This window comes from Herpetosiphon giganteus, assembly GCF_016907925.1.
GTDB classification, from domain to species: domain Bacteria; phylum Chloroflexota; class Chloroflexia; order Chloroflexales; family Herpetosiphonaceae; genus Herpetosiphon; species Herpetosiphon giganteus.
In genome coordinates this window covers 56,468-77,693 of sequence record NZ_JAFBCZ010000002.1, presented here as the reverse complement: position 1 = coordinate 77,693, position 21,226 = coordinate 56,468, and the positions used below count along the sequence as shown (strand labels likewise).

Sequence of the window (21,226 nt, the reverse complement as noted above, 5' to 3'; positions counted from 1 at the left end):
CGGGAGGCGCTATGGTCGCTCAATTGTTTTCGCTAAGCAGTCTATTTGTTATGCCATTTTGGTTTTTGATGGTCGTGCTGCCCTTTTGGAAGTGGACGCAGCGCATCATTCAATCGCCATGGATTATTCTTGGCCCAGCTTTGATTTATGCAATTGTCTTAGCTCCCATCTTTGGCACGGTTTGGGCAGGCGTAAGCAACCCCACGCTGCCAGGCATCATCGAATTAATTGGGAATGAGACCGGTGCCACCCTCAGTTGGGTGCATTTTCTGGCCTTTGATCTGTTCGTTGGGCGTTGGATCTATTTAGATAGCCGGGAACGCAACATTTTTGCTCTCATCACCAGTCCTATCCTCATCAGCGTCCTAATGATTGGCCCAGTCGGATTTTTGATCTATATGGTCGTGCGCACGATCCACGGTCTTGTTCGTTCAACCAAACCTACATCCGCTATGCAACCTGTAGCTAAATAAAGGAACAGCCATGACAACGACTGCTCAATTCCCAGAGGCTCGGCAGACTATGCCAGGAGCTGGAGCCATTTTGCGCCAATTTTGGGCCACCAGCAAAGGCATGACCATCTTTTTAATTGTAAGTTGCTTTTTCTTGGTGCTGGCCTTGGCAGGGGTAATTGTCGACCCTCGTGAGGTGCTTGGCCAACCAGTTTGGATGAAAAGCCTGAAATTTGCAATTTCGTTTGTGTTCTATGCCCCCACAGTGCTGTGGATGTTCAGTTATGTCAAAATTCGCCCCCGCTTGATGCGCTTTGTGCTGGATGCATGTGCAGCAGCACTTTCGATCGAAATTGTGCTCTTTATCATTCAAGCGGTTCGCGGCCAAGCAATGCACTTTAATATTTCAACTCCGTTTGATACGGCGCTATGGAACATTATGAGCATCTCGATTATGCTGTTCTACATTATTAATATTATTGGATTTGTGGTATTTCTCCGCCAAAAACCAGTTGCCGATCGCGCTTTTATGCTGAGCCTCAAGTTGGGCATGGGCCTGATGCTGATCGGCTTTGGGCTTGGCTTCCTAATGACCAATCCAAGTGCAGATCAGCTGAAAACCTTAGAAGCAGGTGGAACGCTGGCTGCAATGGGCGCGCATACGGTTGGTGCAGTCGATGGCGGGCCTGGAATTGCGCTGATGGGCTGGAGCAGCGAGCATGGCGATTTGCGGATCGCGCACTTTATCGGGATTCACGGCGCACAAGTGCTGGCATTAGTCGGCTGGTTGCTCTATACCGCTAAGCAACGCTTTAGCGATAAACAGCGTTTAACCTTGATTTGGGGCGCTGCGGTTGCCTACCTCGGCCTCGTTGCCAGTGTGACGGTGCAAGCATTGCGTGGTCAAGCGCTCTTTCAGCCAGATGCAATCACCCTCGGCTCATGGCTCGGGCTGGCTGTGGTAAGTATCTTGTTTGCTAGTGTTGTTATGAAGCAGGGATCAGGGGCTGGGGTTCAGGGATCGGAGATCGGGCTATAGGCTATAGGCTTTGGGCTAGCAAGAACAGAATCAAGCCAATCTGTGGTGAAAATAAAATATGAAGGATGAGGGATGAAAAATGAGAGCAAAGAACATAGAATAAGGATGAAGGATGAAATTAAATCATTCGTGTAATTCGTGGCTAAAAACTTAACCTTCGCGCCCTTCGTGTTCTTCGCGGTTTCAGCCCTTCGTGGATCAAAAGGCTCTTGGCTTGGTAGCTTTGCTTCTACTTCTGCCAAGAGCCTTAACTTTTAATCTGCTGTATTACAAAGGTGCGAGCTGTTCATCCCTCATAATTCAGCCTTCATCCTTCCAAAACTACTAGGCTTCGAGACTGCTGATGTCGAGGCCCAAAGCTGCGGCAACACCGCGACCGTAGGCTGGATCAGCTTTCAAGAAGTGGCCAATTTGGCGCAATTGAATAAATTCTGGCACACCTTGCATTGCTGCTGCGATGTTGTTAAACAACTGTTGTTGTTGATCAGCATTCATCAAGCGGAACAAATTGCCTGGTTGGGTGTAATCGTCGTTGCCATCGCGATGATTGTAGCGATCGGCATCGCCGCTGATTTTCAATGGTGGCTCAGCGTAGCGTTGGTTTTCAACTGGGCCGCCAAAGCTGTTTGGCTCGTAGTTGACCGAACCGCCGCCATTGTTGTCGAAGCGCATTTGGCCATCGCGATGATAGGTGCTGACTGGTGAATGTGGCTTGTTGACTGGCAACGCAGCATAATTCACACCAATCCGATAGCGGTGAGCATCAGCATACGACATAATCCGTGCTTGCAACATCTTATCGGGCGAGAAGCCAATGCCGGGCACGATGTTTGATGGCTCGAAAGCGGCCTGTTCGATTTCGGCAAAGTAGTTTTCTGGGTTGCGGTTCAACTCCAAGGTGCCAACTTCGATCAATGGATAATCGGCGTGTGGCCAAACTTTGGTCAAATCAAATGGGTTAATGTGGTAGGTTTCAGCTTCAGCTTCGGGCATAATTTGCACGCACAGCTTCCAGCTGGGGAATTCGCCGCGTTCGATTGCTTCAAACAAATCGCGTTGTGAGCTTTCGCGATCAACGCCAACGACCTCGGCTGCTTCGGCGTTCGTCCAATTCTTGATGCCTTGTTGGCAGCGGAAGTGGAATTTGACCCAGAAGCGTTCGTTTTGGGCGTTGATAAAGCTATAGGTGTGGCTGCCAAAGCCATGGACAAAGCGATAGCTAATTGGCAAGCCGCGATCGCTAAACAAGATGGTTACTTGGTGCAAGCTTTCGGGTGAGAGCGACCAGAAATCCCACATTGATTGGGGCGAGCGCATATGGGTTTTGGGATTGCGCTTTTGGGTATGAATAAAATCGCTAAATTTCATTGGGTCGCGCACAAAGAACACCGGCGTGTTGTTGCCAACCACGTCCCAGTTGCCTTCATCGGTGTAGAACTTGACCGCAAAACCGCGCACATCGCGTTCGGCATCGGCAGCGCCGTGTTCGCCAGCAACGGTCGAGAAGCGCAGCAAGACTGGAGTTTGCTTGCCAACTTCACCAAAGATCGCAGCCTTGGAATATGCCGTTACATCGTTGGTAACAGTAAACGTCCCAAATGCGCCCGAACCTTTAGCGTGGACGACCCGTTCTGGCACCCGTTCGCGGTTGAAGGTAGCCATTTTTTCCAACAGTTGAAAATCTTGCATCAACAGTGGGCCACGGGGACCAGCCGTCAATGAATTTTGATTGTCGGCAATCGGCGCACCATGGGCGGTCGTCAGTTGTTCTTGCTCATCCATTCGAACAAATCTCCTAAGGTAATCTGAGAAAACGGGGTGCTCGCCTCTTTTGGCACAAAGCGAGCGAACGAACAGGTGCAGTAGTTGGTCGAAACCAAGCATGCCCCCATACTGTATGCTATTATAGCTATAGTTGCAAGATCTTATTAACTATACATTCTATAGGCAACAACTATGGAAATTCATCAATTGCTCTATTTTGTGGCCGTGGCTGAAACCGGTGGCTTTAGCAAAGCCGCCCAACGCTGTGCGGTTAGCCAACCTTCACTCAGCCAACAAATTATCAAATTGGAGCATGAGCTTGGCCAAAGTCTGTTTGAACGCTTGGGGCGCACAATTCGGCTCACCACTGCTGGCCAAGCCTTGCTGCCTCAAGCCCAACAATTGCTCGCTCAATGGCGTTCAATCAAGCAGCATGTCAGCGATAGCGTTGAGCAACATGTCTGTCGTTTGGCGCTGGGCATTATCCCAACCATTGCACAGCACTTTTTTCCTCATGCAAGCGCTGCTTTTCAACAGCATTATCCGCGCACAACATTAACAATAGTTGAACATACGACGAGCCTATTATTAATCCAGCTGATCGACTACAGCTTAGATTTGATTATTGCCAGTGCGCCAATTGAGCATCCGTTGTTGCAGATTGAGCCATTATTTGATGAACCATTGTTGGTTGCGTTGCCCGCTAGCCACGCTTACGCGCAGCGTTCAGCTTTGCAATTAAATGATTTATATCACATGCCGCTACTAGCGTTACACGATGACCATTGTTTGAGCCAGCAAGTCGATGCCTTTTGCTACGAGCAACATTTGGAGCCACAGATTGTTGGCAGGGTCACCAATTTAGCCACTATCCAACGCTGTGTTGCTGCTGGGTTGGGTATGGCGTTTGTGCCGCAATCATTGGCCCAAACAGAACCCCAGCCAAATGTGGTTTATCGGCGCTTGGTCGAGGCCCAACCCCACCGCAGAATCGTCGCCGCCTGGCATCATCAACGCTCACCAAGCAGTAGTGTGCTCACGTTGCTGAAAACAAACCTTTTACAAATTCAAAAGGAAGAAATCAAAAGTCAAAATAGTTAACGCAGCGGCGCAGAGGAATGAGGGCTATGGGCTTTTGGCTATCGGAATATTCTTCGGGTAATTCAGGTAATTCGTGGCTAAAAAGCTCTACGCCGCTGCGTTAACATGCTTATCGATGAATGGAGCAACGAATCCCCGATAGCCAAAAGCCTAGAGCCTATTCCCCTTCGTGGCTCTTCGCGCTCTTCGCGGTTTCACCCTTCGTGTCCCTTCGTGCTCTTCGTGGATCAACAAAGGAAAAATTATGGAACTTAATCTGCTCAACGTCAGCAGCAACTACCACCAAATGATCGATGCCAATCGTGCCGAAATCAGCATCAGAATCAAAGGCTCATCGGTGATTAGCAACGCCACCGCCTTGGAAAAAGCCAAAGAAGTGCGCCAATTGGTCGAAGCATTAACCAACTATGGCTTAGCCAAAACCGCCATCCAACTACAAAGCGTGGTGGCTGAGGTCAATAATGGCGTGTTGTTGCGCAGTTCCAGCGCCACCTATAGCCTGTTAATTCGCTGCAACGATTTGGAGCAACTACCCGATCTGCTTGGCATTATCACCAACCAAAAACAAGTCAGCCTCGAAAACGTCAGTTGGGATTTTCCCGATGATCCAGCAATGATCAATACGTGGTTACAAGCTGCCTTGGAATTAGCCAAAGCCAAGGCCAAAGCGATGGCCCAAACCCTTGGCGTGCAAATTATTGGCGTGCATCGGGTCGATGATCACTATCATAGCGAGCACCAAGCCTACACCTCGCAAGCTTTGAATCGCAAATCGGTTAGCCAATCGCGGGCTGGTGGCAGTTTCACAAAAGACGATTTGGGCTTAGCAATGGTGCATCGCAAACGGATTGAGGTTCAGGTACAAGTTGCTTTTATCATCAACCAAAATGAGAATTTTTCGATTTAGCGAATATTCGCTAAAAAGTACTTGATAATGCAGTGCGTCATGCTATAATAGCCAGCAATCGAACCTCGGCCAAACCTCAGAAATGCAAAGGAGCATGGCAATGACTGCTCAATTAACCGTTGGCGACACCATGAACGCAGCCGTAATCTCCTGTCGTACCGAAACCAGCCTGCGTGAGGCGATCACGCTGCTGCAAAGCAATCGCATTCAAGCCCTCGTTGTGGTTGATGGCCCAGGTTCTCTAGCGGGTGTCTTTTCGCAAACCGATGCGCTGGGCGCGTGGAGTCGCGGCCTCGATTATGAGCGCTCGATGGATAGCCCAGTTGGCGAGTTTATGACCCGCGATGTCATTACCTGTATGCCCCATGTTGATCTAAGTCGCGCCGCCAATCTGCTGACCAACAACCGAATTCATCGTTTGGTGGTGGTCGAGGAGCGCAACGATGGCCGCGTTTGGCCAATTGGCGTACTTTCGCAAACCGATATTGTGCGCAAATTGGGTCAAGAAGGGCAGTAATTGAAGGATGAAATATGAAGGATGAGGGAGGAAGAAGTCAGAAGTCAAAAGTCAGAAATCAAAAGCCAATAGTCACATCTTCGTGTCCTTCGTGCACTTCGTGGATCAGATTTTTAACGCAGAGGCGCAGAGGAATGAGGGCTATTGGCTATGAGGCTTTTGGCTATTGGGAAGTCAATCTGTGGCTAAACATACCTTCGCGTTTTTCGTGGCCTTCGCGGTTTCAACCCTTCGTGGATCAACTTTTTAACGCAGAGGCACAGAGAAAGGATGAAGGATGAGGGATGAAGGATGAATGGCTCATTCGTGGAATTCGTGCAATTCGTGGCTAAAAAATAATCCTTCGTGAAACTTCGTGTTCTTCGTGGATCAAGCAACTTCATCCCTCATCCTTCATCCTTCATAATTTCGCAAACTGCTACTTGACAAACAATCGAACCTTGGGTAAACTACGCCCATCAATAAAAACTGATTTATCCGATAAAACAGTTTTTATTATGACGCAGTTCTGAAGCACTGGACATGCATCATTGGCAAAGCGTCAGCATTGATACGAGGGCGTAGCGGCAACTGCGCATCTCGGTGCTCCTCTCTCCCCTCTCCAGTTGGCACGCCAGCCGCCCATGGCACAGAGCGGCTGGTTCTTCTTTTAGTGCTAAAATACAAAAGTGTGCTAAAAACTGGCTAAAACCCCTGTTCTCATAGACGCGCTCTATGGATATAATAGACAGAACACATCGCAGCTAAAGCAATCACGGCGTACAATTATGGTTTAGAGACCGGCTTTGGTTGGTTGACGAACCATTGGGTTCGCAGTATCTTTAGAGGCTATAACCTGGCAAAGAAGCCAATTAAGGAGAATACGTTCATGGCAGTCGTAGATTATCAGACGGAGCAACAGCCCGCTGAAATCGCCCGTGAGGACGTGAATATTAACGACTTCGCGATTATTGTGGCTACTCCCAATGGTTCCGGGAGCCAAACCGCCAATAATACCATCCTCCGTGCTTGTTTCAACATGGGTATTCCGGTAACAGGCAAAAACCTGTTTCCATCAAACATCAAAGGTTTACCCACGTGGTATTCAATTCGCTTGAGCAAGGATGGCTATCAAGCTCGCCGTCACAAACGCGATGTTTTGGTGGCCATGAATCCAGCCAGCTTTGGCGATGACCTTCAATCGCTTGAGCCAGGTGGGATTTGTCTGTATCCTGATGATTCGCGCCAAGAGCTTTCGCGCAGCGACGTGACCTACTTCCCAATGCCAGTTAAGGAATTGGTGAAGAACTCAGGGGTCGATGCCAGCTTGCGCGATTATATTGCCAACATGGTCTATGTTGGAGTCTTAGCCCATTTACTTGGCATTGAAGTTGCCGAAATCGAAAGTGCCTTGAACAAGCACTTCAAGGGCAAGCAAAAAGCTATTGCCTCGAATATGAATGTGGTTAATGCTGCTGTGGCCTGGGCTGCTGCCAACATCACCACCCAATCACCATTCCGCGTTGAGCGCATGGACAAAACCAAGGGCATGATTATGCTCGATGGGAATGCAGCTGGCGCGCTTGGCTCGGTCTTCGGTGGCGTTTCATTCGTTGCTTGGTACCCAATTACGCCTTCAACCAGCTTGGTCGATGCCCTCAACGACTACCTGCCAGAACTACGCATCAACAAAGAAACCAATAAGCCAACCTATGCAGTAGTGCAAGCAGAAGACGAATTGGCTGCAATCGGGATGATTATTGGTGCTGGTTGGGCTGGCGCGCGCTCGATGACCGCAACCTCAGGCCCTGGGCTTTCGTTGATGGCTGAGTTTACCGGCTTGGCCTATTTTACCGAAGTTCCATGTGTGGTTTGGGATGTGATGCGGATGGGGCCAAGCACTGGGATGCCAACCCGCACCGGCCAAACCGACTTGATCTCAGCCTATTTCTTGAGCCACGGCGATACCCAACACGTTTGTTTGTTGCCTTCAAGCATCAAAGAATGCTTTGAGTTTGGCTGGCGCTCATTCGATTTGGCTGAACGCTTGCAAACGATTGTGTTTGTGCTCAGCGACCTCGACTTGGGCATGAACCAATGGATCTCTGAGCCATTCGAATACCCAACCGAGCCAATGGATCGGGGTAAGGTGCTCGATGCCGATGCCTTGACCGCCGTCGGTGATTGGGGCCGCTATCGCGATGTTGATGGCGATGGCATTCCATATCGCACGCTGCCAGGCACCAATCATCCTAAAGCAGCCTACTTCACGCGTGGTTCAGGCCACAACCAAGATGCCAAGTATACCGAACGCTCAGACGAGTGGGTCGCCAACTTGGATCGCTTGGCTCGTAAGTTTGAAACTGCGCGCACCATCGTGCCAACCCCAATCACGGTCAACGAAGAAAACGCCACGATTGGGATTCTCTCGTATGGCTCGAACGATCCAGCAATTATCGAAGCCTTGGATCGCTTGCGCGAAGCCAACATCAACGCCGCCTACCAACGGGTGCGGGCATTGCCTTTCACCAAAGAAGTTGGCGAATTTGTGGCCAAATACGAACGCATCTACGTGGTTGATAACAACTACAACGGTCAAATGGCACAATTGTTGCGGATGGAATACCCAGAATTAGCTGGCCGGATTATTGCTGTTGCAAGCTGCGATGGCTTGCCATTAACCGCCCGCTGGGTTACCGAATCAGTACAAAAAGGGGAAGCATAGGCCATGGCAACGACCAAAGCGACTCCCAAGCCAAAAATTAACCTGCTTGGGTTTGAACAAGGTGAATACAAAGGCGCACCTTCGACGCTGTGTCCCGGGTGTGGCCACGACTCAATCTCATCACGGATTGTGTCGGTCTGTTTCGAATTAGGTGTTCAGCCCTACCAAGTTGCTAAATTCAGCGGCATTGGCTGTTCATCGAAAACTCCGGCCTATTTCTTAGGTCGCTCACATGGTTTCAATAGCGTTCACGGACGCATGCCCTCAGTTGCAACTGGTGCAATCGTCACCAACCGCAATTTGGTTGGCTTGGCTGTGAGCGGCGACGGCGATACTGGCTCGATCGGGATGGGCCAATTCAAGCACTTGGTGCGCCGTAACGTACCAATGGTCTACATCGTCGAAAACAACGGCGTGTATGGCTTGACCAAGGGTCAGTTCTCAGCAACCGCCGACATCGGCCAAAAGCTGAAATATGCTGGCTTGAACGAACTCCCGCCAATTGATCTCTGTGCAGAAGCGATCATTGGTGGCGCAACCTTTGTTGCGCGCTCGTTCGCAGGCGACCCACGCCAAGTTGAAGCCTTGCTCAAGGCAGCCTTGAGCCACCGTGGTTTGGCGATTCTCGACATCATCAGCCCATGTGTAACCTTCAACAACCACGAAGATTCAACCAAGAGCTATGCGTATGGCAAGGAACACGAAGAACGTCTGCACGACATGACCTTCATCCGCGCCCAAGAAGAAATCACGGTTGATTACGAAGAAGGCGAAGCAATTCCAGTCAAGATGCACGACGGCTCGACAATTGTGCTCAAAAAACTTGAGACCGATTACGACCCAACCAATCGGGTTGCTGCCTTGTCACGCTTGGATGCCGCTCGCGAAAACCAAGAGTTTATCACTGGCTTGATTTATGTGAAGCAAGACAACAATCGCACGATTCACGATTTGTTGCACATGGACGAACAGCCATTGAGCCATCTCTCAGCAGAACAACTCCGCCCAACCAAAGAAGCCCTCGATTCAGTCTTGGCTGACTTGTACTAATTTGGTTTTGGCGCATCACCCCAGTTCTGGCATTCGCTCAGGGCTGGGGTGGTTTTTTTTTAAGGATGAAGGATGAGGGATGAAGGATGAAAGCCAGAACATAGAGCAAAGAGCATAGAACATAGGAATTTAACCGCGAAGGTTATTTTAGCCACAGATTGGCACAGATTGCTCAGATTAAATTCCCATAGCCATAATCCATAAATCTTTTAGCCACAGATACCACAGATTGTTGTGATGATGCTTCTATAGCCCAAATCCTATAGCCAAAAGCCCATAGCCTATCGCCTCATTTTTGCCTTCTGCCTTTTGACTTCTGCTTTTCATCCCTCATCCTTCATAATTCATAATTTATATTTCGCTTATGCTCTTATTTTGCCTTCATCCTTCATCCCTCATCCTTCATCCTTATACCTTGGTCTAGCCCATGCTATAGTTAAGCAGCCAACTGCTTCAGCAAATAAGCAGCCACTAGTAGATAGGAACAATGATGCCACGAATCCAAGCAATTGGGCTAGGCGTGCCACAATATTGCGTGCCCCAACGAGCAGTGCAAGATATGGTTGCCCAACGCTTTGCCGCAGCTTTTCCCGAAATTCAGCGCTACCTGACGATCTTTCGCCATGCCCAAATTGATACACGCTACTTGGTACGCCCATTGGAATGGTGGCACGAACCACGCAGTTTTGCCGAATGCAACGCGGTGTTTATTGAGGCAGCCCTCGATTTGAGTTGCCAAGCGATCGAAGCATGTTTACAACCACTTGATCTTACGCCCAACGATATTGACCATATTGTGGTTGTTACAACCACTGGGCTAGCGGCTCCCAGCCTTGATGCCTTGGTGATGCAGCGGCTTGGCATGCCGCCCCAAACCCGTCGCACGCCGATTTGGGGCTTGGGCTGTGCTGGTGGTTTGGGCGGTCTCAACACGGCCTTCGATTATTTGCGCGCCGAGCCAACCCAACGCGTTTTGTTGCTCAATGTTGAATTTTGCTCGCTGACCTATCTCGCCGATGATTTCTCCAAACGCAATTTGATTGCCACCTCGCTGTTTGGCGATGGCGTAACGGCGGTATTATTAGAAGGCGATCAGGTAAACCCGCGCAATCAAGCCTTGGGCGAGATTGTCGCGACTCGCAGTCATCTCTATCCCGATAGTGCCGAAATTATGGGCTGGAATATCGTCAATTCTGGTTTTGAAGTTGTGTTTTCATCGCGGATTCCCTCGATTGTACGCGAGCAATTTCGGCCTTTACTGGAGCAGTTTCTGGCTCAACACGGGCTCAATCAAGCAGATCTTGGGCGCTATTTGCTCCACCCAGGCGGGGCCAAAGTTGTGCAAGCCTATCAAGAATCATTGCAACTCAGCGATGCTGATTTGGCAGTTTCGCGCTCTGTGTTGCGCACCTATGGCAATATGTCTTCAGCGACGATTTTCTTTGTAATGCAACAAGCTTTAGCCGCCAAACCGCTCGCAAAAGACGAATTTGGCTTGCTGGCGGTGTTTGGGCCAGGCTTTAGTGCCGAATTAGGGTTAATTCGCGGCGTGTAAAAAGGAGAACGTTTATGTCAACCAATCAAGCATACGAAACGGTGTTTCATGAGCTAGAGCAAACCGTCAATGCCTTGGAAGCAGGCGATTTGCCCTTAGAACAAGCTTTGAGCCATTACGAACGCGGCATGGCGCTCGCAACCCAGTGCAATCAATTGCTGCAAAGTGCCGAGTTGCGGGTTCAACAAATTATCAATGGCCAGTTGGTTTCAGTCGAATAGCGGCGAGGGTCGAGGGGTCAGGGGTCAGGTTCTAAGCTGAAGTAGCTGTTTTGGCCACAGATTTGGATGATTTTTCTTCAGTACCTAGAACCTGATCCCCGAACCTTGACCGTTATGCTCTATGTTCTATGCTCTATGTTCTTTATTCCAATTCTAAAGCGACGACGGTCGCGGTTTCATTGGGCAATTTGGCTGAGGGCCAATTCAAAAACAGGTCGTCAGCATAATCTTTGGCAATCCACGGCAGCTCAAGTTTTACCTCGGAATGATCGGCGAGCAAGCATGCCCGTTTAACTTTGCCATTCAGCCCGCGAAAGTTAATCGGGCCAATTCCACGCTCGTAGATATGAGCATAGATCGTCGAGCCGCGCTGAGTGTAGCGGCCCCACTCTGGCTTCTCCAGCTGGCTGCGGCCACAGCCATAAATGCTTGCACTATGCTCAGCCATCCACGCCCCAACTTCGTGCAAAATCTGTTGGCAGGCTTGCGGAATGCGGCCTTTGGCATCTGGGCCAACATTCAACAGCAAATTGCCATTTTTGCTCACACACTCGATGAGGCCATGCACAACTTGGCGCGCCGATTTGAAATCGCGGTCGCTGGCCGAATAGCCCCAATGATGATTAAGCGTGATGCAGGCTTCCCATGGCACTGAGCGACCCATTGTATCAACCAAACCAGCAGGCGGAATCAATTGCTCAGGACAGGCAAAATCGCCAGCATAAATTTCGGGTGTTGACGTGCCAAAGCTCGTGTTGCCCTCGCCACTAGCAGCCAAACGATTATCAATAATCAAATGCGGCTGGATTGCCCGCGCTTGATTGATTAATTCGCTGGCCCGCCACGCCTCGCCACTCAGCTCGCCATACGAAAAATCAAACCACATAATATCGATTTTGCCGTAGTTGGTCAGCAATTCCTTGATTTGGCCATGCATATAATCGAGGTAGCGCTGAAAATCGCGGGGCTGGTCGCGATAGGCTTCGTTGCCCCGCATTGGGTGATACTCATCGTCGAAGGCGGGATAATCGGGGTGATGCCAATCGAGCAGCGAATAATACAAACCAACCTGCAAGCCCTCAGCCCGAAACGCCTCGACATACTCGCGCACCAAATCGCGCTTGGCTGGCGTATTGGTCGATTTATACTCGGTCAGTTGGCTATCGAAGAGGCAAAAGCCATCGTGATGTTTGGCAGTCAGCACGGCGTAGCGCATGCCAGCAGCCTTGGCCAGTTTGGCCCATTCGCGCGGCTGATACTCGGTTGGGTTAAATTGCTCAAAATAGGGTTGATAATCTTCGTTGCTAATTTTCTCAAGGCTGCGTACCCACTCACCACGAGCAGGAATCGCATACAAGCCCCAATGGATAAACATGCCAAAGCGTGCATCTAAAAACCATTCGGTGCGTTGATTGCGCGCCGTAATCAGCGGATGTTCATTGTTCATTAAACGTGTTTCCTTTGCTACCCACATTCGTGTAATAGCGTTATCATAGCCAATGTTGGGTTTTGGGTATAGCCTCAAACACGCAGAAATAGTTGATAAAGTTAGAAAAGAACATAGAACATAGAACATAGAACATAAGGCTAGAGGATGAGCTTTGAGCTAGCAGGAACATAATCCAAATAATCTGTGCCAATCTGTGGCAAAAAAAAAGAACTCTTCGTGATCTTCGCGATCTTCGCGGTTTCGGCTCTTCGTGTACCTTCGTGTTCTTCGTGGATCAATCGTTTAACGCAGCGGTGCAGAGGATGGGTGGCTATGGGCTATAGGCTCTCGGAACAGTTGGTGGTAAGTCAAGAATTCCCGATAGCCAAGAGCCTGGAGCCTATCGCCCCATCCTTCGTGGTTAAAAATAGCTTCGTGACTCACCCTAGACAAACATGATTTTTTCTTTTAGAATGCGAGTGAACGTTCATTCGCATTTTTTCTAGCTAGGAGTTTACGAGGGTATGAGCACAAAAGCCGAGGCACGGCAGCGCCAAATCTTAGCAGCAGCAGCGAGCTGTTTTGCCCGCAAGGGCTTTCACCAGACCACCATGGACGATATTTGTCGCGAAGTTCAGCTGAGTCCTGGCTCGGTCTATCGCTACTATCGCAGCAAAGAGGCGATTATCGCGGCCTTTGTCGAGGACGATAGCCGCGATTTAAGCGAACTCTTGCAGCACGTTAGCCAGCAGCCAGATCTTTGGCAAGGGCTTGATTGGCTGATCGACCAATTGTTAGCCGCGATTAGTTCGCCGTTGTATGCAGAGCTCAGCGCCGAAATTGGCGCGGAAACCATGCATAATCCAGCGATTGCGGCCTTGGTGCGCCAAAGCGATCAAGCAAACCTGCAAGCACTGATTGAAGTCTTTCGCTTGGCCCAACAACGCGGCCAACTTAGCGCAACGCTTGATTTGGCAAGCACAGCCAATTTAATCATTGCGCTGATCGATGGCCTAACTTGGCGCAAAGGGCTTTACCCTGATGATGATTTAAGCAGCTATGCCACGAGCATTAAATCCATGATTAAGCAACTCCTGAGCGCTTAATCGGGGAATTTGCGCTGGCTGGAGAGGTACTATGGCAGTTACAACAACCTATAAGACCACAAATGTGGTCAATCAAGCGCAGCGAATTATTGGCTATGATGTTGCCCGCGCTTTGGCAATTTTAGGCATGGTGATCGTGCATTTTAGTCTGACATTAGTGGAAGGCGATCAGCAGAGCGGTTGGTTGGGCTTAATTGTGGCATTTTGCGAAGGGCGGGCGGCAGCCTTATTTGTGGTGTTGGCTGGCGTGGGCTTGAGCCTCATTGGCCGCATCAACCCAGACGCTGAGGCTGTGGCAGTTCATGCTAAGCGCTGGACATTGATCAAACGGGGCTTATTTTTGCTGGTTTTGGGCTTGATCAACCTTTCAATCTGGCCAGGCGATATTTTGCGGGTCTATGGCGTTACGTTTTTGCTGATTGCATGGCTGTTTCAAGCCTCAAATCGCGTTTTGCTTAGCTTAGCACTTGGCTTTGTGCTGGCATTTGTAGGCTTGATTCTGCGTTTCGATTTTAACCAAAACTGGAATTGGGCCACGCTTGAATATCATAATTTGTGGACGCTTGCAGGCTTGGTGCGCAACCTATTGTTTGATGGCTTTCGCAGCGTTTTTCCTTGGGCGGGCTTGATTTTCTTTGGCATGTGGCTGGGGCGGCAACATGTGCAGGTTGCCCACGTTCGTTGGCGCTTGTTTTGGGTTGGGGTAGGTATGGCGCTTGCAGCCCAACTTGGATCAATTGGCTTAACCCATGTTTTCAGCCAAACATGGCCGATTTTGGGTAAGCCCGATGCAGCAATGTTGTTCAGCACCGCGTCGATTCCGCCAATGCCGTTGTTCATGCTCTCGGCAGCTGGCCTGAGCTTAGCAATTATTATGGGCTGTATTCAACTGAGCCTTGGATTAAGCACCAGCCGCATCATCAACAGCCTCGCAGCAACCGGCCAATTGGCATTGACCTGGTATATTGGGCATATTGTGCTTGGTTTGGGTAGCCTGACCAGCCTTGGCTTCTACCAAAATAGCAGTTTGGCAACAGCATTGGGGTTGGCGCTTGGCTTTTTCGGCGTAGCAGTTGGCTGTTCGGTTTGGTGGAAAAAACATTTTAATCATGGCCCATTAGAAGCACTGCTGCGTTGGGCAACCAGCTAAATCAACAAAGCCCCCAATCGCTTGTACGATCGGGGGCTTGAATTCAAACAATTTAGACTTGGTTATCGGGCTTGATCACTGGTTTGTTGGTCACTGGGTTATCCAATGGAGTATCGACACCTTCGAGCCGTTTGGCGCGGCGCAACGAAGCGATAACCGAAATAACCAACACGCCGATAATCACCGCCAACGAAATATAGGTTGGAACGTGAATGCCCAAGGCAATCACCAACATCTTTACCCCAACGAAGGTCAAGATCACAGCCAAACCATATTTGAGGTAGTAGAATTTATCGACCACCCCAGCCAAAACAAAGTACAGCGAGCGCAAGCCGAGAATTGCAAATACGTTCGAGGTATAGACCAAGAAGGTATCAGTTGTTACTGCAAAGATTGCAGGAATCGAGTCAACGGCAAAAATCAAGTCGCTAGCTTCGACCAAAACCAAGACCAAGAACAATGGCGTGGCCATCAATTTGCCAGCATTGCGGGTGAAGAAATGATCTTCATGGTATTGAGAAGAAACAGGTAAGATTTTACGCACAAATTTAACCACGGGGTTGGTATCGGGGTCCATATGGGTTTCGCCTTGGCGAGCCATATTAATCCCAGTGTAAATCAAGAATGCCCCGAAGATATAGATGATCCACTCAAAGCGTTCGATCAAGGCGGCCCCGACGAAAATCAGGATTGCGCGCATGACCAATGCGCCGAACACGCCCCAAAACAAAACCCGATGTTGATATTTGGCTGGCACTTGGAAATAGGAGAAAATCAGCACAAAGACGAAGATATTATCGACGCTGAGCGATTTCTCAATCAAATAACCAGTCAAGAACTTAAGGGCAACATCGCCGCCCTGCCAGAAATACAACCCAACGTTAAAGCTTAGGGCCAACGAAATCCAGACCACACTCCAGATTGCTGCTTCCTTCACTGAGACTTCGTGCGAATTGCGGTGGAACACGCCTAAGTCGAGTGCCAACATCGCGAATACAAAGACGGTAAATCCAACCCACGGCCAAATTCCAATGTCCATTCGTGTCCTCCGCTGCTTGCTTTAGCCTGTGGTGCGGGGCATAAAAAAAACGCCGCGCAAGATCCACACGGCACGGTTAAAAAGAAACGTGTCGTAATGGTCTTGCCGACGTGAACATTGATTGCTCACGTGCAAATAGCCGGGAGCTGTTTGGCTCCGTACTGACGACTATTTGCCCCGAAAGGCGGGTGGCTACTCCCCATGCAGTTCGTTATTTAGCTACCCAACAACTCTACATTGAGTTTTGGTTGATGTCAAATTGGCTATGCAAGCGCTATGCCATCAAAAGAGCATAGAACAAAGAACATAGGATTGGGGATTGGTTGATGGAGGCTGGGGATTGGGAGTAACCGACGAGATTTATTAACCACGAAGAACGCGAAGAACGCAAAGTACTTATCTTCGTGTTCCTTCGTGCTCTTCGTGGTTAATATTTCAATTTACTCGAGATAATCGCGCAGTTTTTTGCCAAAGCGGGGGTGGCGCAGCTTGCGCAGGGCCTTAACCTCGATCTGGCGAATCCGTTCGCGAGTTACCCCAAACTCTTTGCCAACTTCTTCAAGCGTGCGTTGAGTACCGTCCTCTAGCCCAAAGCGTAGTTTCAGCACCCGCTTTTCGCGTTCGGTCAACTGATCAAGCACTTGGGCCACTTGTTCGCGCAACATCTGGTGCGAGGCCGCATCGGAAGGCGCTTCAAGCTTTTCGTCGGGCAAGAAGTCGCCAAGCTGGCTATCTTCCTCTTGGCCAACTGGCGTTTCCAAGGAAACTGGCTCCATTGAGGTTTTACGAATCGCTCGCACCTTCTCGACGGTCAAGTCTAGTGCTTGTGCCAGTTCTTCATCGCTCGGCTCGCGGCCATTCTCTTGGGTCAAACGGCGGGCGGTACGCATCATGCGGTTGATCGTCTCGACCATGTGGACGGGAATCCGAATCGTGCGTGCTTGGTCGGCGATGGCCCGCGTAATTGCTTGGCGAATCCACCATGTCGCGTAGGTTGAGAACTTAAAGCCCTTCAGGTAGTTAAACTTCTCGACCGCACGAATCAAACCAACATTGCCTTCTTGAATCAAGTCGAGCAACGAAAGCCCGCGACCGATATATTTTTTGGCGACGCTGACCACCAAACGCAAATTGGCAGTTGTGAGATGTTCGCGCGATTGATGGCCACGATCAATCCGGCGGCGCAAGGCAAGCCGTTCAGCATCGGAAAGCGTATGATCGTTTTCGATCAATTCCTGTTGCGCTTTATCGCCATCTTCCATGGCCTTGGCCAACTCGACCTCTTGCTCGCCCTTGAGCAACGGCACTAAGCCAATTTCGCGCAAATACAAACGAACGGTGTCGTTGACACTAATGCCCTCGTTGGAAAAATCGACTTCGGGATTCTCGCTGACAGTGATTTCATCATCATCGTCGCCAGTTTCCTCGACCCGAATATTGGCCTTTTGCAAGCTCTCACGAATTTCTTCGAGTTGTTTATCTTCATCACGTTGTGAATCGATAATTTGTTGAATTTCGCCCGGCGTAACATAACCGCGTTTTTTACCGGTGGCTAAAAGATCGCTGAGTGTGCGTAAAGCGGGAAAATCGTCCGTTTCATCGCCCGCAAGCTCAGAGTCGAGGACTTCATCGTCAAGAGCCATCTGTTCCTCCTCTAATTATTTGAGCGAATCACGGGTATCAAGAAAATAGCTGCTACGGCGTGGTTCTGATGTGGCACGCAAATAATGTTGTAAAGCCATGGCTTGCTCCAGCAATCGTTCCTGTTCACCAGGTTCGGCGGCGGCAATCATCTGACCAAGGCGTTCGCTCCAGCGCTTGCCCAATCGGTAGCGCAATGGGCGCAAACATTCCTCGGCCTCACGAGTCACACGGAAACTACGGGTTGGTGGAGCATGATCCCAATTAAGTAGGCGTTCGCCATGGGCTTGCAATTCGGGTGGTACCGTTTCAAGCCATTCAATAGGATTGGGAGTAGCCATCGCCTGGGCTGAGCGCCACAGATCCCATAATACACGATTTTCGACTCGTTCAAATAGTTCGCTCACATCGCCATTCCACAACTCACGCAGGGTTGGCGCTGCGGCTAAATCATCACGTAACTGTTCGCTGACCACCGCATGTACTTGGGGAAAGCGAATTAATAACGATAAGAGAAAATCTTCGCGCCGCGCCTCCTGCTCGAGAATTGAAAACACTGGCGGCGGTGCAGCGGGGCGGCTTTGGCGTTGATTCTGCTTGCGCTGCCGCTCTGGTTGATCGCCGCTAATCGTACCTTCAATGAGCCGCTGATCAACCTTGATCTGGTTGGCGAGCCGCTGAATATAGTGGGCGCGCTCAACTGGGTCGGCAATTTGATTGAGCAATGGCGTAAGCCGCTCAACTGCTGCCGATTTACCCTTGGCACTGCCCAAATCCAAGCCCCGCGTTAAGGTTGCCAGATAAAAATCCATCAACGGCTGAGCATTGGCAATCAGCGCGCGCCAATCATCAGGATTGTTGCGCACAATATCGTCTGGGTCGCGGCCATCGGGCAGCAGAGCAATCGCAATTGTTGCATCAAGTTCACGCTCCCAACGCAGCAAGCCCGAAGCTGTTGGCACAGGCCGCACATGGGTATCAAGGGTTTCGCGCAAGGTTTCAAGGCCACGCAAAGCCGCCGATTGACCAGCAGCGTCGCCATCCATTGCCAAGGTAATGCGCTTGGTCATTTTATTCAGCTGGCTGGCATGAATATCGGTTAGGGCTGTGCCCATTGGCGCAATCACATTGCGAAAGCCAGCCTGATGAGCCATAATCACATCCATATAGCCTTCGACCACAACCACGCTATCGCTGCTACGAATGGTTTCGCGGGCTTGATACAGGCCATATAACAGGCTGCTTTTATCAAAGAGCAAAGTTTGCGGCGAATTGATATATTTGGGGTGGCCATCGCCCAAAATCCGCCCGCCAAAGCCCACAACTTGGCCCTTGGGATTATGAATTGGGAACATCAAACGCCCGCGAAAACGATCGTAATAGCCACCGTTCTCACGCTCCAAGGCCAAGCCCGCCTCGGCAACTTCGCTTGGCTTTGCGCCATGACGATCGTGCAAATAGCCCAACAAGCCTGACCAATCGTCGCTGGCATAGCCCAACTGAAATTGCTCGACGGTTTGCGGCAACAGCCCGCGTTGCTCGATATAGCTGCGAACATGGGCCGCTTTGGGCGATTGCAAGAGTTGATGGCCCCAAAACTTGGCAGCAGCAGCGTTCAACTCGAACATGCGCGAGCGCAGCACATCTTCTTGCTCATCTTGGACGGTGCGTTGGCGCAACTGCACGCCAGCCCGCGCCGCCAGTTGGTTCAGCGCCTCAGGAAAATCGATGCCCTCGCGTTGCATCAAAAAATCAAAAATTGTGCCGCTGGCTTTGCAGCCAAAACAGTGATAGCTATTGCTTTCTGCAAACACGGTAAACGCTGGCGTGCGGGTATTCGAATGGAATGGGCAAAAGCCCACCCAATTGCGCCCGGCCTTGCGCAACGGCACATAATCGCTGATGAACGACACAATATCAATGCGTTCTTTGATGTCTTCAATCACTGAGTTCATAATTATTTAGAGCATAGAACATAGAGCATAGAACATAACAATATTTGGTTGTCGGGGATTGGGGGTTGGGGGTCGGTAACTTCTGTTAGCCTACTATCCCTTGCCAAACCCAACAAGTATTTCAGCCACGCATAATCTCTGCGCCTCTGCGTTAAAACCCAGCCCCTGATCCCCGACCCCCAACAACCGATCCCCAATTAAATATCTCTTGCCATCAAATCGGCGTAGGTTTCGCGGCGTTGCAGCAGCGTCGCTTGGCCTTGATCGAGCAGCAATAACGCTGGGCGTGGCACTCCATTATACGCGCTGGCCATACTTAGGGTATACGCGCCAGCGACAGGCACTGCTACAAGCTCACCAACCTCGGCGGCAGGTAAGGCAACCTCGCGAATTAAGACATCGCCAGACTCACAAAACCTTCCGGCCAATTGCACAGGCGCAATCGGCGGAGCAAGCGGACCAGCAACCAACGCAGCGGTATACTGAGCATTGTACAACGAAGGCCGCAAATTATCGCCCATTCCGCCATCAATATGCAAATAATTGCTGCCACCAGCCACCGTTTTATGGCCAGTAACGCTATAAATTGCCACGCCAGCCCGCGCTACCAACGATCGACCTGGCTCGATAATCAGTTTTGGCAATGGAATCTGATAGCGTTCGCATCCAGTTCGGACTGCATTAGCAATCGTATTGGCGTAGGTTTCAATATCGCCAGCCTGCTCGTTGGGCATGTAGGCCACCGCCAAACCACCACCTGGGCTTAATTCCGTTAATAGCCAACCCCGTTCACGACGCTGCTGATCAGCAAATATCAACAAGCGACTGATCATCTCGCGCAAGGCTGCCCAATCGCGCATTTGCGAACCAATATGGGCGTGCAAGCCAACCAAATTCAAGCCAGGTGCTTGCAAGGCTAGACGCACAGCTTCGGCAGCGCTTCCATCATCAAGCGGCAAGCCAAATTTGGCGCTGGCTGCGCCGGTGCGAATATGGGCATGCGCGCCAGCAGCCACATCGGGCGCAATCCGCAATAAGATTGTTTGCGGTGTAGCGCGATTGGCGCAAAACTCGGCCAAAAATTTCAGCTGATCAAGATTATCGACCACAATTCGGCCAATGCCTGCCTCAACCGCTTGAGCTAATTCGGCTGGTGGTGTACCATTGCCGTGCAAATGAATATGATCGAGCGGCATTCCGGCTCGTTGCGCAATCGCCAACTCACCACCAGATACCACATCCAACCCCAAGCCCAAGGAATGCACCAATCGTGCTACCCCGACATTTAATAAAGCTTTGCTGGCATAGTGAATGCTGACAGGGCCACCATAGGCATGGCGCAAGGCGGCACTATAGCGCATTGCAATCGTGCGAATCGTCTCAGCATCCAAAACATAGAGCGGGGTTCCATATTCGGCAGCAAGCGCCGATAGATCGCAACCAGCAATCTGTAAGCGATCATGAATAACGCTGGCACTCATTGGCCAAATATGGGCATTGGGCATGCGGCGAACTTCGGCGTGTTCCATTGGCTAATCCTCGTGGCATGGTTAGATGAATTTTAGGCGGTTAAACTTTATCAGGTTTAACAAGCAT

17 protein-coding genes are annotated in these 21,226 nt (G+C 50.3%); 11 read left to right on the top strand and 6 right to left on the bottom strand.

Annotation, left to right across the window (positions count from 1 at the left end; all coding sequences use genetic code 11):
• Positions 1-11: 11 nt before the first annotated feature.
• Positions 12-473 (top strand): ABA4-like family protein, encoded by a 462-nt coding sequence (locus JOD20_RS01915; protein WP_204753653.1) that lies wholly within the window; start codon positions 12-14, stop codon positions 471-473.
• Between the two features lie 10 nt (positions 474-483).
• Entirely contained in the window at positions 484-1,491 is a 1,008-nt protein-coding gene (locus JOD20_RS01910) for a hypothetical protein (RefSeq protein WP_204753652.1), read from the top strand.
• A gap of 324 nt (positions 1,492-1,815) precedes the next feature.
• On the opposite strand, the gene JOD20_RS01905 is transcribed toward JOD20_RS01910, so the two are convergent.
• Complete coding sequence (locus tag JOD20_RS01905; RefSeq protein ID WP_204753651.1) at positions 1,816-3,273, bottom strand: catalase; 1,458 nt, start codon at positions 3,271-3,273, stop codon at positions 1,816-1,818.
• A 174-nt stretch (positions 3,274-3,447) separates the two neighbouring features.
• Between JOD20_RS01905 and JOD20_RS01900 the strand changes: the two genes are divergently transcribed.
• From JOD20_RS01900 to xseB, 7 genes are all read left to right on the top strand, one after another.
• Positions 3,448-4,356 carry a LysR family transcriptional regulator gene (locus JOD20_RS01900; protein WP_204753650.1) on the top strand — a complete coding sequence of 303 codons (909 nt, stop codon included), beginning with the start codon at positions 3,448-3,450 and terminating at the stop codon, positions 4,354-4,356.
• A 244-nt stretch (positions 4,357-4,600) separates the two neighbouring features.
• Entirely contained in the window at positions 4,601-5,263 is a 663-nt protein-coding gene (locus JOD20_RS01895) for an SIMPL domain-containing protein (protein WP_204753649.1), read from the top strand.
• 100 nt (positions 5,264-5,363) lie between these two features.
• Positions 5,364-5,780, top strand: coding sequence for a CBS domain-containing protein (locus JOD20_RS01890; RefSeq protein ID WP_110514802.1), 417 nt, complete (start codon positions 5,364-5,366; stop codon positions 5,778-5,780).
• Between the two features lie 868 nt (positions 5,781-6,648).
• Entirely contained in the window at positions 6,649-8,484 is a 1,836-nt protein-coding gene (locus tag JOD20_RS01885; RefSeq protein WP_204753648.1) for a 2-oxoacid:acceptor oxidoreductase subunit alpha, read from the top strand.
• A 3-nt stretch (positions 8,485-8,487) separates the two neighbouring features.
• Positions 8,488-9,534, top strand: coding sequence for a 2-oxoacid:ferredoxin oxidoreductase subunit beta (locus JOD20_RS01880; protein ID WP_204753647.1), 1,047 nt, complete (start codon positions 8,488-8,490; stop codon positions 9,532-9,534).
• Between the two features lie 487 nt (positions 9,535-10,021).
• Positions 10,022-11,089: a type III polyketide synthase gene (locus JOD20_RS01875; RefSeq protein WP_204753646.1), complete on the top strand. Its 1,068-nt coding sequence runs from the start codon at positions 10,022-10,024 to the stop codon at positions 11,087-11,089.
• Between the two features lie 14 nt (positions 11,090-11,103).
• Positions 11,104-11,310 carry an exodeoxyribonuclease VII small subunit gene (xseB, locus tag JOD20_RS01870; protein ID WP_204753645.1) on the top strand — a complete coding sequence of 69 codons (207 nt, stop codon included), beginning with the start codon at positions 11,104-11,106 and terminating at the stop codon, positions 11,308-11,310.
• Between the two features lie 142 nt (positions 11,311-11,452).
• On the opposite strand, the gene JOD20_RS01865 is transcribed toward xseB, so the two are convergent.
• Positions 11,453-12,757: an alpha-L-fucosidase gene (locus JOD20_RS01865; RefSeq protein ID WP_204753644.1), complete on the bottom strand. Its 1,305-nt coding sequence runs from the start codon at positions 12,755-12,757 to the stop codon at positions 11,453-11,455.
• A 506-nt stretch (positions 12,758-13,263) separates the two neighbouring features.
• Between JOD20_RS01865 and JOD20_RS01860 the strand changes: the two genes are divergently transcribed.
• Together JOD20_RS01860 and JOD20_RS01855 are read left to right on the top strand one after the other, a co-directional pair.
• Positions 13,264-13,845, top strand: coding sequence for a TetR/AcrR family transcriptional regulator (locus JOD20_RS01860; RefSeq protein ID WP_204753643.1), 582 nt, complete (start codon positions 13,264-13,266; stop codon positions 13,843-13,845).
• 31 nt (positions 13,846-13,876) lie between these two features.
• Complete coding sequence (locus JOD20_RS01855; RefSeq protein ID WP_204753642.1) at positions 13,877-14,995, top strand: DUF418 domain-containing protein; 1,119 nt, start codon at positions 13,877-13,879, stop codon at positions 14,993-14,995.
• Positions 14,996-15,047: 52 nt separating this feature from the next.
• Here the strand turns inward: JOD20_RS01855 and JOD20_RS01850 are convergent, their stop codons facing one another.
• The 4 genes from JOD20_RS01850 to lysA form a co-directional block, all read right to left on the bottom strand.
• On the bottom strand, positions 15,048-16,034 hold the full coding sequence (locus tag JOD20_RS01850; RefSeq protein ID WP_204753641.1) for a TerC family protein: 987 nt from the start codon (positions 16,032-16,034) through the stop codon (positions 15,048-15,050).
• A gap of 440 nt (positions 16,035-16,474) precedes the next feature.
• Entirely contained in the window at positions 16,475-17,677 is a 1,203-nt protein-coding gene (rpoD, locus tag JOD20_RS01845) for an RNA polymerase sigma factor RpoD (RefSeq protein ID WP_054536631.1), read from the bottom strand.
• Positions 17,678-17,692: 15 nt separating this feature from the next.
• A complete protein-coding gene (gene dnaG, locus JOD20_RS01840; RefSeq protein ID WP_204753640.1) occupies positions 17,693-19,630 on the bottom strand; it encodes a DNA primase in 1,938 nt (645 codons plus the stop codon).
• A 197-nt stretch (positions 19,631-19,827) separates the two neighbouring features.
• Positions 19,828-21,159: a diaminopimelate decarboxylase gene (lysA, locus tag JOD20_RS01835; RefSeq protein ID WP_204753639.1), complete on the bottom strand. Its 1,332-nt coding sequence runs from the start codon at positions 21,157-21,159 to the stop codon at positions 19,828-19,830.
• Positions 21,160-21,226: the final 67 nt, after the last annotated feature.